The sequence below is a fragment of the Variovorax sp. OK212 genome (genome assembly GCF_900112425.1).
Taxonomy (GTDB): Bacteria; Pseudomonadota; Gammaproteobacteria; order Burkholderiales; family Burkholderiaceae_C; genus Variovorax.
Map to the genome: position 1 here is coordinate 42,470 of NZ_FOLP01000014.1, position 14,212 is coordinate 56,681.

Sequence of the window (14,212 nt, forward strand, 5' to 3'; positions counted from 1 at the left end):
GCATGGCGGGGTGAAAGCAAGGGGTGGCCGCAGCGTAGGGGGCGCCCCCGGCACCGGCTTGCGTCAACAGGCTGGCGGCACCCGCGGGGCGCCGGGCCTAAGGGAATCCCCGCCCCGCCCGCCCCCCGTGCCATCGGGATACTCCGGTTGTTACATCCCGGATATCCGAAGCGGGTCCATTCCAAAGGCACATCACCCCATGGCAGGCAAAAACTCGCTCTACCCGATCCCGCATCCGGCGAAGAAGCCCTTCGTCGGCAACCTGCTGTCGATCGGGTCCGACTCTCCCGTGCTCGACATGTGGAAGATCGCGCAGGACCTCGGCGGCATCTACTGGCTCGACATGCCGGGCATGCCGGTGATCGTGGTGTCGTCGCCCGCGCTGGTCGACGAACTCTGCGAGGAGGCACGCTTCGACAAGAGCACGCGCGGCGCGCTGCGCCGGCTGCGCGCCGCGTCGCACGGCCTGTTCACCTCCGACACGCACGAGGAGACCTGGTCGAAGCCGCACAACATCCTGTTGGCCAACTTCAGCCAGCGCGCCATGCAGGCCTACCACCCGATGATGCTGGACATCGCGGGCCAGCTGGTGACCAAGTGGGAGCGGCTGAACTTCGACGAAGAGGTGGACGTGGTGCGCGACATGACCGCGCTCACGCTCGACACCATCGGCCTGTGCGGCTTCGGCTACCGCTTCAACTCGTTCTACCGCGAGGGCTTCCACCCCTTCGTCGATGCGATGGTGCGCACGCTGGAGACGGTGCAGAACCGCCGCGGCCTGCCGCTCGAGGAATTCATGCTGAAGAAGGAGCTTGCGCAGCAGCGCAAGGACATCCGCTACATGCACAAGATGGTGGAAGACATCATCGCGGAGCGGCGCGCCAGCGGCGCCGACATTGCCACCAAGCCCGACCTGCTGAGCTACATGATCGCGGGCGTGGACAAGAAGAGCGGCGAGCAGCTCACCGACAAGATGATCCGCGACGAGTGCATCGAATTCCTCATCGCGGGGCACGAGACCACCAGCGGGCTGCTGTCGTTCGCCATCTACTTCCTGCTGAACAACCCCGAGGCGCTGGCCAAGGCGCAGGCCGAAGTCGACAACGTGTTCGGCCCCGACACCACGCAGAAGCCCACCTACGCGCAGGTCAACCGGCTGCAGTACGTGATGCAGGTGCTGAAGGAGTCGCTGCGCATGTTCCCCACCGCGCCGGCCATCTCGATGCGCGCGAAGGAAGACACGACGATCGGCGGGCAGTACACGATCAAGAAGAACAACATGGTCATCATGCATGCGCTGGCGCTGCATCGAGACAAAGGCATCTGGGGCGAGAACGCCGACCAGTTCAATCCCGACAACTTCACGCGCGAGGCCGAGCGCGAGCGGCCGGTGAACGCCTTCAAGCCCTTCGGCAACGGGCAGCGCGCCTGCATCGGGCGGCAGTTCGCCCTGCAGGAGGCGGTGCTCACGCTGGGCATGATCCTGCAGCGCTTCAACCTGGTGGACCACACGGGCTACCAGCTGAAGATCAAGGAGGCGCTCACCATCAAGCCCGAGGGCTTCAGGATCAAGGCGCTGCTGCGCGACCCGGCCACGCGCCCGCGCGGCAACATGACCGACGCGGCGGCCGCGCCCGTGCAGCCCACGCAACCCGCGCAACGCAAGCCGCAGGCCGCGCGCCACGGCACCTCGCTGCTGGTGCTGCAGGGCTCCAACCTCGGCACGGCCGAAGACCTGGCGCGCCAGCTGGCCGAGGCCGGCGAGATGCGCGGCTTCTCCACGCAGCTGGCCTCGCTGGACGACTACGCCGAGCGGCTGCCGGCCAACGGCGCGGTGGCGATCGTCTGCGCCTCGTACAACGGCGTGGCGCCCGACAACGCGGCCGAGTTCCACCGCTGGCTCGACAAGGCCGACGATGCGCTCAACGGCGTGCGCTTCAGCGTGTTCGGCTGCGGCAACACCGACTGGGCCGCGACCTACCAGGCCGTGCCGCGGCGCATCGACGAGCGGCTCGAGGCGCTGGGCGCCACGCGCGTGCATCCGCGCGGCGAAGGCGATGCGCGCGAGGACATGGACGGCGCCTTCCAGGACTGGAGCGATGCGTTGTGGCCTGAACTGGTGAAGGCCTTCGACATCAAGACCGGCGCCGGCACGCCCGTGCAGAGCGAGCCGCTCTACACGCTGGAAGAGCTGCCGCCGCCGCAGAAGAACGCGATCGTCGACGCGCTGGGCGCGGTGGCGCTGCGGGTGATCGAGAACCGCGAGCTGCAAAGCAGCAGCGGCAGCAGTAGCGGCAACCCCGACGGTGAGGCGGTCCGCTCCACGCGCCATGTCGAACTGATGCTGCCCGAGGGCCTGATCTACCGCGCCGGCGACCACCTGAGCGTGGTGCCGCGCAACAGCCCGAAGCAGGTCGAGCGCGCGATGGCGCGTTTCGGCTTCGACCGCACGGCCCACGTGCGCCTGCATGCGGGCGCGGGCCGCAAGGCGGCACTGCCGGTGGAACAGGTGATTGCGGTCGACCGCCTGCTGGGCGACTACGTCGAGCTGCAGGACGTGGCCACGCGCAAGCAGATCGCCACGCTCGCGGCCCATACCGAATGCCCCTTCACCCGACCGAAGCTGGTGGCCCTGTCGGGCAGCGACGAAGCCTCGCAGGCCGCCTACAAGGCCGAGGTGCTGCACAAGCGCAAGTCGCTGCTCGACCTGCTGGAAGAGCACCGCGCGTGCCAGGTGCCGTTCGCGGTGTTCCTGGAAATGCTGTCGCCGCTGTCGCCGCGCTACTACTCGATCTCCTCCTCACCGACGATGACGCCGGGCAGGTGCAGCGTGACGGTGGGCGTGGTGAATGGGCCCGCGAAGTCGGGCCTCGGCACCTTCGAGGGCGTGTGCTCCAACTTCCTGGCGCGCGCCGAAGCCGGCGACACGGTGCACGGCGTGGTGCGCGAGACCACGGCCGAAGGCTTCCGGCTGCCCGACGAGGCGAGCCGCCCGCTGATCATGGTCGGCCCGGGCACCGGCCTCGCGCCGTTCCGCGGCTTCCTGCAGGAGCGCGCGGCGCAGGTCGAGGCGGGGCACGCGGTGGGCGAGGCGCTGCTGTTCTTCGGCTGCCGCCATCCGGAGCAGGACTTCATCTACGCCGACGAGCTCAACGCCTGGGCGCACCGCGGCGTGATGAAGCTGCACACCGCGTTCTCGCGCGCGGGCGAGCGCAAGGTCTACGTGCAGGACCTGATCCGCGAACAGGCGGCACAGGTGTGGCAGCTGCTGGAAGCCGGCGCCGTGGTCTACGTGTGCGGCGACGGCTCGCGCATGGAGCCCGACGTGCGCCGCACGCTCAGCGACCTGGCGCGCGAGCACGGGCACGACAGCGCCGCGTGGATGGACCGGATGATTGCCGACCAGCGCTACGTGCTGGACGTGTGGGCCGGCAGCTGACGGTCGTCCGGCACCGAAGGTGCTGCAGCTAGACCTGCAGCGCCGCGGCGTGCGCCTCGAAGGTGCCGCGCACCTTCCAGCCCTCGGGCGTCAGCGCAATCACCTGGTCCGAGAGCCCGCGCGCGCCGGCTTCGGCCTTCACGCGCGCCGCCGACGAGCACATGAGCTGCAGCATGGTCGAGGCCGAGATCGGTTCGCCGGCAATCTCGAGCTTGGCACCGCTGTCCATGTAATAGAGCGCGTTTTGACTTGGAACCGCCGCGATCAGCTCGCCCTTGAAGCCACGCGACAGCCGGGCCCACAGCTCGGGCAGCACCAGCATGCTGGCTTCGAGGTCGTGGCCCGTGACCAGCGCCTTGTACACGGTGAGGTCCTGCGTGGCGATGTTCGCTCCGGCCTTGCGCTGCAGGTTGTCCAGGGCCTGCTCGTGCAGCGCCTGCGGGTCGAGCCCCATGCCCATGAGGCACCGGCTGGTCAACGGCATGGCGGGGGCGCCAGGGGTGGAGGGCGCAGGTGAATCGATGGTGTAGGTGACCTGCAGGTCCAGCTTCGCATCCTGGCCGAGCGCCGAGGTGAAGGCCCTGCGGACGCCATGCGGGGTGAGCGTGTCGAGTGCATCGAGGGTGGGCTCCGGGCCGGCTGCGCTGCCGGGGCCGGGGCCGGGACCGCGCAGGGTGTCGGCGTGGGCGATGCGGGGATAGACGCGGGGATGGGTGCGATGCGGGGTGCAGTTCATGACGGGCGCCATTGTTCCGGCAGGGCCGCGGGGCACCAAGGTCAGAAGTCACGTTCTGCAAACGAAGAAGCCGGCAGTGCCGGCTTCTTCGTGCTTTCGTGAATCACATCTCGCGATCGGGGTCCGGATACACCAGCGGCCCCAGCAAGCCGCGATTGAAGGGCTTCCACTGGCCCTCGGCCTGCGCCAGCCGGTCGGCCACCGCGTACAGCACGGCGGGATGCGCGCCCAGGCCCAGGTGGCTGGCCATCACCTCGATGTTTTCCGACTGCGGGCCGGTCTTCTCGATGCTGCAGCGCCAGGCCACCACGCCGTCGGTGCGGCTGAAGATCGAGGTGGTCGGCACGGGCGGGGTGGGCTGCACGAACTTCATGCGCCGCGGATCGTGTGAACTTTGCCCGCTCACGCCCTCGTACACGCGCCACGCGTTGGTGGCGCGCGGGCTGCCCGAGAACGGGCTGCCCAGCGTGATGACGTTGCGGATCATGTGCGAGTACGACGACGCCAGCAGCCGCGCGTACACGCCGCCCAGGCTCCAGCCGATGACGCTGACCTTCTCGCCGTTCTTCTCGTGCAGCGTCTTGAGCAGCTCGACCATGCCGTCTTCCACGCCTTCGCGCGGACCGAGGTTGCGGCCCAGGCCCCAGCCGTGCGCGTCGTAGCCGCGGCTGCACAGGTAGCGGCGCAGCAGCAGCGTGGAGCCGTCGCCGGCCACCAGGCCGGGCAGCACGATCACCGGGTGGCCGTCGCCGCGCGGCGTGAGCTGCAGCAGGGGCCACATGGCGATGCCGGCGCCGGTTTCCCAGAGCGCGCGGGCTTCGGCCAGCAGCAGCAGGCGCGAGGGCGGTGCGATGGGTTCCTTGGCATGGGTGGCGGTGGTCATGGTGGATGGCTCCTTGTCGGTTTTTATCTTCTTCATTGCGAACCTGGGGCTGTGGCAGCCAACGCCCCGTCGGACAACGTCGTCATTTATCCGAGGTATTTACCCCTCAGGTAATCGAGGTAAGCCCTCGATTCGCTGGAAACATACGGCGAAACCAGGGTGAGTGTGTAGAAAGCCGCCAGGCCGGGGTCGGCCTGCGCGAGCGCGTCGCGGCCCGGCACGAGGCGCTCGAACGACAGCCAGCAGGTGGTGGTGAAGACCATCTGCAGCGCCAGGATGCGCGCCTGCTCCGCGCTGGTCTCGATCACGCCGGAGGCGACCAGCCCTTCGCACAGCGCCTGCGCGGCCAGCAGGTTCTGCGCCGTCATGGCCTGCGCGCGCTGGCCCAGCGCGGGGTATTCGCCGGCCAGGAAGGCCATGTCGCGGTAGATGAAGCGGTATTCGTCGATGGCCTCGAAGCGCAGGTGCAGCGCGAGCCAGAGGTCGTCGATGGCGGCAATGGCGACCGAGGAGCCGTTCAGCGCCTCGAGCCGCTGCTCGAAGCGCCGGAACAGCCACTCGACGATCAGCTGCTTGGCCTTGAAGTGGTAGTGCAGGTTGCCCGGGCTGATGCCGAGCTCGGCCGCGATCTTGTGCGTCGACACGGCAGCGAGGCCTTGCGCGTTGAACAGCGCGAGGCTGGTCTGCAGGATGCGGTCGCGTGTGGTGTTGGAACTGGCCACGAACGGCTTGCGTAGTCGCTCGGCGGCTCAGCGCCTGGCGCGGCTGCGCGGGGCAGCCTTGGCGGTGGCGGCGGTGCCTTGGGGGCTTCGGGTGCCTTGGCTGCCTTCGAGCTGCGCCACGCGTTCGCGCAGCGTCGCAACCTCGTCGCGCAGGGCCTGCACCTCTTCGGCGCCGGGCATGCCCAGGCGCTGCAGCGCGGTGGCGACGCGCTGGTCGAACACGTCCTCGAACTTGCGGATGCCGAAGCCGTCGAGCCCCGGCACCTTGCCCTGCCCGATGCCGAGCAGGCCTTCGATGACGTTGGCCTGGCGCTTGGCGACGTCGTTGCGCACGTTGTCCAGCGCCTTCAGGCCGGCACGCAGCAGGCCTTCGGCCTTGCCGGGTTCCGCGGGCTTGCCGGCCGCGGGCGCCGCCTTGCGTGGCGCGGCTTTCTTCGCCGCAGGCGTCTTCCTTGCAGGCTTTGCGGGTGCCGCCCTCTTCTTCAACTTTGCAGTTTCGTCAGGACGGGTCGCCATGCAGTGCTCCAGGTACCGGAAAAATGAGAAAGGGCGCCGCGAGGCGCCCCGGGGGTCAGGCCGCCTTGCGGGCGGCAGCGCGGCGAACCGGCTTCTTGGCCACGGCGGCCTTGGCCTTCACCGTGCGCACCGGCGCGGCTTGCTCGGCGCCGCTCACGCGGGCTTCGATCTGCTTGGTGCCGGCAACGATCTTGTCGGCGATCTGCACCGAGACGGTGGCGATCGGCTGGTTCAGCGCGCCCAGGGCGTTGATCACCGAGGTGGCGACCGGCGACTCGACGCGGGCCACGCGGCCGGCCACGGTTTCGATGCCGCTGGCGGTGCCGGCGGCCATGCGGTCCATCACGGACACGATGCGGCCGGTGTCGATGTCCAGGCGGTTGGCCAGGAAACCGTTGATCTTTTCCTGCGCGCCGATCAGGTTGGCCTTCACCTGTTCGCTCACCAGCGGGATCTGGCGATTGCCGAGGAATTCGCTGTAGCGCGAAGCGGCGCCGCCCAGCAGGCGGTGCACGCCGGTGCGGTAGGCGCCGACCAGGGTCTTGCCGGCGTCGTTGTACTGGCCGACGACGTGAAGGGCTGCGGAAGCGATGGTGGTTTGCGTGGACATGGTGATTTCCTTGAAGTTGATGGGCTCGCGAAGGAAACGGGTGTCTGTCGATCGCGATGGGCCTATCTTCTTCTGCAGGGCCTAGGCCTGGAAAACTAGAACGGTTGGAAAACTAGTCCAACTGCCCCAATTTTCCCGAATCTTCTTCGCCAGGCCCGGCGACCTGCGCCGATCATGCCGCAGCGGCACGCGGCGCGGCGGCGCGCTTGGCCGGCGCGGCCTTGCGGGCCGCCGGCTTCGGCGCTGCCTTGGCGGGCGCTTTCTTTGCCGCGGCCTTCACGGCAGCCTTGATGGGCGCCTTGATCGGGGCCTTCACCGGAACCTTGGCCGATGCCTTGACCGGCGCCTTCACCGCAACCTTCTTCGCCGCGACCTTCACCGGCGCCTTCTTGCGCGCGGCCGGCGTCTTCCTTGCCGCCGGGGCCGCGGCGGGCGCCTCGTCGTCCGAAGGCTCTTCGACCGTCTTCGGCGGCACCGGCGCAGGCGCCGCACCGGCGGCGGCCGGGTGCTTCTGCGTCAGCTCCATCAGCAGCTTGTGCTCGGCCAGCATGTAGTCGCCGATCTCGGTGATGTCGGGCACCGCGCGGCGGCAGGCGATCAGGCCGTAGTCCATGCGGCCGTTGTAGCTCTGCACCGTCACGTTGAGCGCCGTGCCGTGGCTGGCGATCGACACCGGGTAGTAGCAGGTGACCAGCGCGCCCGCGAAGTACATCGGAAACGGCGCGCCCGCCACGTTCGAGATGGCCACGTTGGCGGCCGGCGGCAGCAGGTTGACGAGGCCCGAGCGGCCCACCATCGAGGCGATGCCCGACACCAGCCAGGGCGCGGCAAAGGTCGGGAAGTCGTCCAGGATCACCGCCTTGAAGCGGTTCATGGTCGACTTCGAAGAGTTCGACGACGCGTTGATCGCCTTCAGCCGCTGCACCGGGTCGGTGATGTCGGTGGCCAGGCTCACCAGGATCATGCTGGCCTGGTTGTTGGCCGTCTGGTCCCCCGCCTCGCGCAGGCTCACCGGCACGCCGGCCACCAGCGGTTTGGCCGGCAGCTCGTTGTTGTCGGCCAGGTAGTGGCGCAGCGCGCCGGCCACCGTGGCCATCACCACGTCGTTGAGCGACACGCCGAAATGCTTGGCGATGTACTTGGTCTCGGCCAGCGAGATGGTGCGCCCGGCAAAGGTGCGCTGGTTGGTGATCGACACGTTGAGCGAGGTGCGCGGCGCGAAGAGGTTGAACTTCTTCGGCGCGCCGGCCGTGTCCTTCTCGGCCGCCTTCTCGTCGGGCTTGGCCAGCCCGCCGATGGCGCGCGCGATGGCCGGCGCCATCTTGAAGAGTTTCACGTACTGCTGCGCGGTGTTGCGCAGCGCCGCCGTTGCAAGCTCGGCCATGCCCAGCTGGTAGCCGCTGCCGCGCGGGCGCGAACGCGGCGGCTTCACCACGCGGCCCGTGGCCTCGAGGTCGAAGATGGCCTTGCCCACTTCCACGCCGGCCTGCCCGTCGATGCCCGCGTGGTGCACCTTGGTGTAGAGCGCCACCTGGCCGCTCTTCAGCCCGTCGATGATGAAGAACTCCCACATCGGCCGGCTGCGGTCGATCAGCGTGGAATGCAGCCGCGCCACGTACTGCTGCAACTGCCGGTTGGTGCCGGGCTTGGGCAGCGTGATGTGGCGCACGTGGTAGTCGAGGTCGATGTCCTCGTCGTCGACCCACACCGGGTTGGACATGTCGAAGGGCATCAGCGCGAGCTTGCGCGTGAACACGTCGGCCAGGTGGATGCGGCTGGCCATGAAGTTCTTGGCGTCTTCGTAGAAGTCGCCCTTGTAGCCCTTGGGCAGGTCGAGCACGTTCAGGGAGCCCACGTGCATGGGCATTTCCGGCGTTTCCAGGTGCAGGAAGGTGGCATCAAGACCGCTCAGGTGTTTCATGTGTTGTGTCTCCTTGGTGGGGCATGCGCCGTTCGGCAGGATAGCGCGGGCATTGCGTTCGTGGGCCCCGCGTTCTTCAGTGTTTCCACCGGGGGGAAGGCACCGGCGGGACAGGGGTTTGCCCGAAGCCGCTCGAAGTAATGAAAAAGTCACGCGTGTTCAAAAGGGGGCTGCAACACCTGCTCACAGGCGCGCGTGCGGGGGCTTGTACGGGGGCTTGTACGGGGGCTTGTGCACGACCTCTTTCACACGGCCTCCGTACACTGGGGCCATGACATCCAGCCTCCCCCCGACGCCCTCGACACAATCGACGCCTTCGACGCATTCGCAAGACGACCACCTCTGGCTCGAAGACATCGACGGCGAAAAGCAGCTCGCCTGGGCCCGCGAGCAGAACGCGCTCACCGTGCAGGCCTGTGCGAAGTCGCCTGCGTTCGAGGCGCTCCAGCAGGGCATCCTCGAGGTGCTCGACTCGGACGAACGCATTCCGATGGTGAGCAAGATCGGCGCGCGCTTCTACAACTTCTGGCGCGACAAGGACCACCCCAAGGGCCTGTGGCGCCGCACCACGCTCGACGAGTACCGCAAGGCGCAGCCCGCATGGGAGACCGTGCTCGACCTCGACGCGCTGGCCGCCGCCGACCGGGAGAACTGGGTCTGGCACGGCGCCGACTGCCTCGACCCGGACTACAAGCGCTGCCTGATCTCGCTGTCGCGCGGCGGCGCCGATGCCGACGTGGTGCGCGAGTTCGACCTGGAGACGAGCCGCTTCGTCGAAGGCGGCTTCACGCTGCCCGAGGCGAAGAACCACGTGGGCTGGAAAGACATCGACCACCTCTACGTGGCCACCGACTTCGGCCCCGGCTCCATGACCAGCTCCAGCTACCCGCGCATCGTGAAGCAGTGGCGGCGCGGCACGCCGCTGGACAGCGCGGTGACGGTGTACGAAGGCCTGCACGAAGACATGTCCGTGGGCGCCTACCGCGACAACACGCCCGGCTTCGAGCGCGACTTCGTCTCGCGCCAGATCGACTTCTACGACAGCGAGACCTGGCTGCGCGCCGCCGACGGCACGCTTGCCAAGATCGACGTGCCCGACGACTCGCTGGCCGAGATCACGCGCGAGTGGATGCTGATCGAGCCGCGCACCGACTGGACCGTGGGCGGCGCCACCTACAAGTCGGGCTCGCTGCTGGCCACGAAGTTCGACGACTACATGGCCGGCAAGCGCGAGCTCACCGTGCTGTTCGAGCCCGACGACACCACCGCGCTGGACAGCCATTCATGGACGCGCCACCACCTCATCGTCAACGTGATGCACGACGTGGTGAACCGGCTCGAGGTGCTCACGCCACCGGCCGACGGCAAGGGCCCGTGGACGCGCGAGAGCCTGGGCGGCGCGCCGGCGCTGTCCACCATCGCGGCGGGCGGCATCGACGAGGACGAGAACGACGACTACTTCCTGACCGTGAGCGGCTTCCTGCAGCCGACCACGCTCTACATCGGCACCATCGGCCAGGGCGAGCCCCAGGTGCTGAAGGACAGCCCCGCCTTCTTCGACGCCGCGCGCTACCGCGTGAGCCAGCACTTCGTCACCTCGAAGGACGGCACGCGCGTGCCCTACTTCGAGATTTCCGCCAAGGACCTGCAGGCCAACGGAAAGAACCCCACGCTGCAGTACGCGTACGGCGGCTTCGAGATTGCGCTGCAGCCCAGCTACAGCGGCAGCATCGGCCGCGCGTGGCTCGAGCAGGGCGGCGTGTACGTCATTGCCAACATCCGCGGCGGCGGCGAGTACGGCCCGCGTTGGCACCAGGCCGCGCTGCAGGAGAACCGGCTGCGCACCTGCGAGGACTTCGCGGCCGTGTCCGAAGACCTGATCGCGCGCAACATCACCTCGCCCGCGCACCTGGGCGCCATGGGCGGCAGCAACGGCGGCCTGCTGATGGGCAACATGCTCACGCTGTACCCGCAGCTGTACGGCGCGATCGTGAGCGAGGTGGCGCTGCTCGACATGCGGCGCTACACGCAGCTGTCGGCCGGCGCCTCGTGGATTGCGGAGTACGGCGACCCCGAGCAGCCCGACGAGTGGGAGTTCATCAAGACCTTCTCGCCCTACGAGAACGCCAAAGCGGGCGCGGCCTACCCGCCCGCCCTGTTCACCACCTCCACGCGCGACGACCGCGTGGGCCCGGTGCATGCGCGCAAGATGCACGCGAAGATGGTGGCGCTGGGCCACGACAGCCGCTTCTACGAGAACATGGAAGGCGGCCACAGCGCGGCCACGGACAACAAGGAATCCGCCTTCATGGACGCGCTGGGCTACGCGTACCTGTGGCAGCACATCCGCTAGGCGGGCGCGGCCTCAGCCGGGGCTGAGCTGGCGCTCTCCGCGCCCTTCCCGTTCCGTTCGCCCCTCACGCACCTCACGCACCTCCCGCCGCGGCCGCTTGCGCGGCTCCGCGCAGGTCGCGGGCCGGCCTTCGCTGTAGCGCCCGTCCCGGCGCGGGTCGGGCACCTGGCGCTCGGGCTCGCGGTAGCGCAGGCGCTGCTCTTCCTCGCGCTCGAGCTTGTGCAGGAGCTCCTCGCAGCCCGTGGCCTGCCCCAGGCTGTAGCGGCCGTCGCGGCGGGGTTCGTCGCCGGCCGGCGGCGGCGCGTCGAAGCCGGCGATCACCATGGCCGCCGCGGCGGATGCCAGCAAGAACAAGGCGCCGAAAACGATCACTTCGAGGACGAGGGTGGTTTGGAAGGTGCGCATGGTGTGTTCCGTGCGGCGCCTGTCGCGCGGCCGCGGCGCATCTTGTTCCGGCAACATGGCGTGAACATTGCGCCTTGCGCCCGCGCCGGGCACGGCAGATCATCGGCACGTCATCGGTTCCTCGGCACAATGGGTCGCCCGGCGCCCCGCCAGCGGGGGCCGCCCTCCGCCAGACATGAGAGCCCCGCCATGAACACCACCCTCGAACTGATCGGCGCCCCCACCGACATCGGCGCCAGCGTGCGCGGCGCGGGCATGGGCCCCGACGCGCTGCGCGTGGCGGGCCTGCCCGAAGCGCTGGTGCGCCAGGGCTACAAGGTCATCGACCGCGGCAACCTCGCGGGCCCGGCCACGCCGTGGGCGCCGCCGACCAACGGCTTGCGCCACCTCGACGAGGTGATTGCGTGGAACCGCTCGGTGTATGCGTCGGTCGACGGCGCGCTGGGTGCCGGCCACGTGCCCGTGATGCTGGGCGGCGACCATTGCCTGGCCATCGGCTCCATCAGCGCGGTGGCCTGGCATGCGCGCAAGCGCGGCAAGAAGCTGCGCGTGCTGTGGCTCGACGCGCACTCCGACGTCAACACCGAGACCACGAGCCCCAGCGGCAACCTGCACGGCATGCCCGTGTCGTGCCTGCTCGGCCACGGGCCCGCGGTGCTCACGGGCTGGAGCGGCGAGCGCGCGGCACTGGCGCACGAGGCCATCCGCTTCATCGGCATCCGCAGCGTGGACGGCGACGAGAAGGAAGCCATTCGCACGCTGGGCCTGAACGTGTTCGACATGCGCCACATCGACGAGCACGGCATGCGCACCACCATGACCGAGGCGCTGCAGGACGTGGACGAAGACACCCACCTGCACGTGAGCTTCGACCTCGACTGCCTCGACCCGGCCGATGCGCCGGGCGTGGGCACCGGCGTGCGCGGCGGGCCGACCTACCGCGAGATGCAGCTGTGCATGGAGATGATCGCGGACACCGGCCGGCTGGGCTCGGTCGACGTGGTCGAGCTGAACCCCGCGCTCGACGTGCGCAACCAGACGGCCGAAGTGGCGGTCGAGCTGATCGAGAGCCTGTTCGGCAAGTCGACGCTGGTGCGCTAACCCGCAACCAGTACAGCCGGCGCGGCGATGCAGCGCTGCATGCGCTGCAGGTCGTCGAGCAGCAGGCTCAGCGGCGCGATGAGCAACGCGTTGAGCGCCGTGGCCTGCACCGTGGCCACGCGCGCGAGGTCCGCCAGATCGGGCGCACCCTTCCCCGCCAAGGCCTCGGCCATGCCTGCCACGGCCGCCCCCGCGGCCTGTGCCGCATCGCGCCAGAACGGGTCGGCCTGGGCGCCCTTCGCCTGCCGGAACACGCGGTCGAGCATGACGGCGTCCTGGAAGATGCGTGCTGCCAGCCGCGCCTTGTCGCGGTAGGCGCGGGCCGTGCCTGCGCCACCTGCCGCCGCGCCGCGCCGCCACCAGCGGGCTTCGAGGTCGGCGCTGCCGGCCAGCAGGGCCAGCCGGCCGAGCGACGCGCGCGTGGCGGCATGAATGCGTTCCGCCTGCGCTTCGGCAGGCCGCTGCGCGCCGGCCATGCGCTTCGCGATGCCACGCAGCAGCGCGGCGCAGCCCTCGTCGAAGCGCACACCCGCGTGGTATTCCGACATGAAGGTCGACACCGCCAGCGCCACCCCCACGCCGATGCCGATCTGCGCCATGCGCAGCAGCGCCACCTGCAGCGCCGAGTGCCCGGCAATGCCGCTGGCCGACAGGATGATCAGCGCCGCCACGGGCGCACTGCGCAGGCGGGGCACCGCGGCGCCGGCGAAGGCCAGCAGCATGACGATGGCCAGCGTGACGGGCAGCGCCGGCACGCCGTGGTGCTGCAGGTAGACGCCGGCCAGGCCGCACAGCGCACCGGCCGCGGTGCCGCGCACGCGGTCCCAGCCGGCATCGAGCGTGGAGCCGGCGCTAGGCCGCATGACGATCAGCACGCTCATCACCGCCCAGAAGCTCTCGGGCAGGCGCAAGGCCGAGGCCACGGCCCAGGCCAGCGCCACGGCCGCCGCCAGCTGCACGCCGGGGCGCCAGCGGCCATGGCGCCAGAAGCCCGTGAGGCGTTGCAGGGCCGGCGCGCCGTTCATGGGGTCGGTGCCTTGGCGCCGCTGTCGAGCGCGGCGGCGATGCCGTCGATCAGCCCGCAGGCCTCCAGCAACAGGGCGCGCTGGCCGGCGTCGAGCTGCGCGCCGATCGCCTCGGCCAGCGCCGCCTCGCGCGAGCGCATGAGCGCCTTCAGGCGGCGCGTGCCCTGGGGCGTGAGCGACAGCAGCCACTGGCGCCCGTCGCTCGGGTGCGGCGTGCGCGCGGTCCAGCCCTCGGCGTCCAGCTCGGCCAGCAGCCGGGTCAGCGACTGGAGCTTGACCCGTTCGAGCGCGGCCAGCGCCGTGGGCGTGCACGGACCATGCAGGTGCAGCTGGCCCAGCACGCTGAGCTTGGCGACGCTGGGGCCGTCGGGCGCAACGCTGCCGCTGCGCAACTGGCGGGCCAGCTGCGACACCGCGCTGCGAAGGCGCGTGGCGCAGAGCGCCGGATCTGGGGTGGGGGAAGACACGGCCAGATTGTAAGACGTGTCTTGTTATTTTCGA

At 69.5% G+C, this 14,212-nt stretch carries 12 protein-coding genes; 3 read left to right on the forward strand and 9 right to left on the reverse strand.

Features of this window, described 5'->3' with window-relative positions; genetic code table 11:
• Positions 1-199 precede the first annotated feature (199 nt).
• On the forward strand, positions 200-3,439 hold the full coding sequence (locus tag BM004_RS29270) for a bifunctional cytochrome P450/NADPH--P450 reductase (protein ID WP_093218725.1): 3,240 nt from the start codon (positions 200-202) through the stop codon (positions 3,437-3,439).
• Positions 3,440-3,467: 28 nt separating this feature from the next.
• Here BM004_RS29270 and BM004_RS29275 read toward each other — a convergent pair whose 3' ends face one another.
• The 6 genes from BM004_RS29275 to BM004_RS29300 form a co-directional block, all read right to left on the reverse strand.
• Positions 3,468-4,175, reverse strand: a complete 708-nt coding sequence (locus BM004_RS29275; RefSeq protein WP_143072550.1) for a DUF1444 domain-containing protein — start codon at positions 4,173-4,175, stop codon at positions 3,468-3,470.
• Positions 4,176-4,278: 103 nt separating this feature from the next.
• On the reverse strand, positions 4,279-5,058 hold the full coding sequence (locus BM004_RS29280; RefSeq protein WP_093132813.1) for an esterase/lipase family protein: 780 nt from the start codon (positions 5,056-5,058) through the stop codon (positions 4,279-4,281).
• Between the two features lie 86 nt (positions 5,059-5,144).
• Positions 5,145-5,780 (reverse strand): TetR/AcrR family transcriptional regulator, encoded by a 636-nt coding sequence (locus BM004_RS29285; protein WP_093132811.1) that lies wholly within the window; start codon positions 5,778-5,780, stop codon positions 5,145-5,147.
• Positions 5,781-5,807: 27 nt separating this feature from the next.
• Complete coding sequence (locus tag BM004_RS29290) at positions 5,808-6,266, reverse strand: phasin family protein (RefSeq protein WP_256220099.1); 459 nt, start codon at positions 6,264-6,266, stop codon at positions 5,808-5,810.
• A gap of 85 nt (positions 6,267-6,351) precedes the next feature.
• Positions 6,352-6,906 carry a hypothetical protein gene (locus BM004_RS29295; protein ID WP_093218727.1) on the reverse strand — a complete coding sequence of 185 codons (555 nt, stop codon included), beginning with the start codon at positions 6,904-6,906 and terminating at the stop codon, positions 6,352-6,354.
• A 172-nt stretch (positions 6,907-7,078) separates the two neighbouring features.
• A complete protein-coding gene (locus BM004_RS29300) occupies positions 7,079-8,827 on the reverse strand; it encodes a WS/DGAT/MGAT family O-acyltransferase (protein ID WP_093218729.1) in 1,749 nt (582 codons plus the stop codon).
• Positions 8,828-9,098: 271 nt separating this feature from the next.
• Here BM004_RS29300 and BM004_RS29305 point away from each other — a divergent pair, with 271 nt between their 5' ends.
• Positions 9,099-11,180, forward strand: a complete 2,082-nt coding sequence (locus tag BM004_RS29305) for a prolyl oligopeptidase family serine peptidase (protein WP_093218731.1) — start codon at positions 9,099-9,101, stop codon at positions 11,178-11,180.
• Positions 11,181-11,192: 12 nt separating this feature from the next.
• On the opposite strand, the gene BM004_RS29310 is transcribed toward BM004_RS29305, so the two are convergent.
• On the reverse strand, positions 11,193-11,585 hold the full coding sequence (locus tag BM004_RS29310; RefSeq protein ID WP_143072551.1) for a hypothetical protein: 393 nt from the start codon (positions 11,583-11,585) through the stop codon (positions 11,193-11,195).
• A 189-nt stretch (positions 11,586-11,774) separates the two neighbouring features.
• Here BM004_RS29310 and rocF point away from each other — a divergent pair, with 189 nt between their 5' ends.
• Positions 11,775-12,686: an arginase gene (gene rocF, locus BM004_RS29315; protein WP_093218734.1), complete on the forward strand. Its 912-nt coding sequence runs from the start codon at positions 11,775-11,777 to the stop codon at positions 12,684-12,686.
• On the opposite strand, the gene BM004_RS29320 is transcribed toward rocF, so the two are convergent.
• A complete protein-coding gene (locus tag BM004_RS29320; RefSeq protein ID WP_093218736.1) occupies positions 12,683-13,711 on the reverse strand; it encodes an FUSC family protein in 1,029 nt (342 codons plus the stop codon). The two genes, rocF and BM004_RS29320, sit on opposite strands and share 4 nt — an antisense overlap.
• Positions 13,708-14,178 carry a MarR family winged helix-turn-helix transcriptional regulator gene (locus BM004_RS29325; RefSeq protein ID WP_093218737.1) on the reverse strand — a complete coding sequence of 157 codons (471 nt, stop codon included), beginning with the start codon at positions 14,176-14,178 and terminating at the stop codon, positions 13,708-13,710. The genes BM004_RS29320 and BM004_RS29325 overlap by 4 nt, the downstream gene beginning before the upstream one ends.
• Positions 14,179-14,212 lie beyond the last annotated feature (34 nt).

Coding starts and splice junctions, on each gene's coding strand:
- BM004_RS29270 (WP_093218725.1), top strand. CDS start 200: ATGGCAGGCAAAAACTCGCTCTACCCGATCCCGCATCCGGCGAAGAAG.
- BM004_RS29275 (WP_143072550.1), bottom strand. CDS start 4,175: ATGAACTGCACCCCGCATCGCACCCATCCCCGCGTCTATCCCCGCATC.
- BM004_RS29280 (WP_093132813.1), bottom strand. CDS start 5,058: ATGACCACCGCCACCCATGCCAAGGAACCCATCGCACCGCCCTCGCGC.
- BM004_RS29295 (WP_093218727.1), bottom strand. CDS start 6,906: ATGTCCACGCAAACCACCATCGCTTCCGCAGCCCTTCACGTCGTCGGC.
- BM004_RS29300 (WP_093218729.1), bottom strand. CDS start 8,827: ATGAAACACCTGAGCGGTCTTGATGCCACCTTCCTGCACCTGGAAACG.
- BM004_RS29305 (WP_093218731.1), top strand. CDS start 9,099: ATGACATCCAGCCTCCCCCCGACGCCCTCGACACAATCGACGCCTTCG.
- BM004_RS29310 (WP_143072551.1), bottom strand. CDS start 11,585: ATGCGCACCTTCCAAACCACCCTCGTCCTCGAAGTGATCGTTTTCGGC.
- rocF (WP_093218734.1), top strand. CDS start 11,775: ATGAACACCACCCTCGAACTGATCGGCGCCCCCACCGACATCGGCGCC.
- BM004_RS29320 (WP_093218736.1), bottom strand. CDS start 13,711: ATGAACGGCGCGCCGGCCCTGCAACGCCTCACGGGCTTCTGGCGCCAT.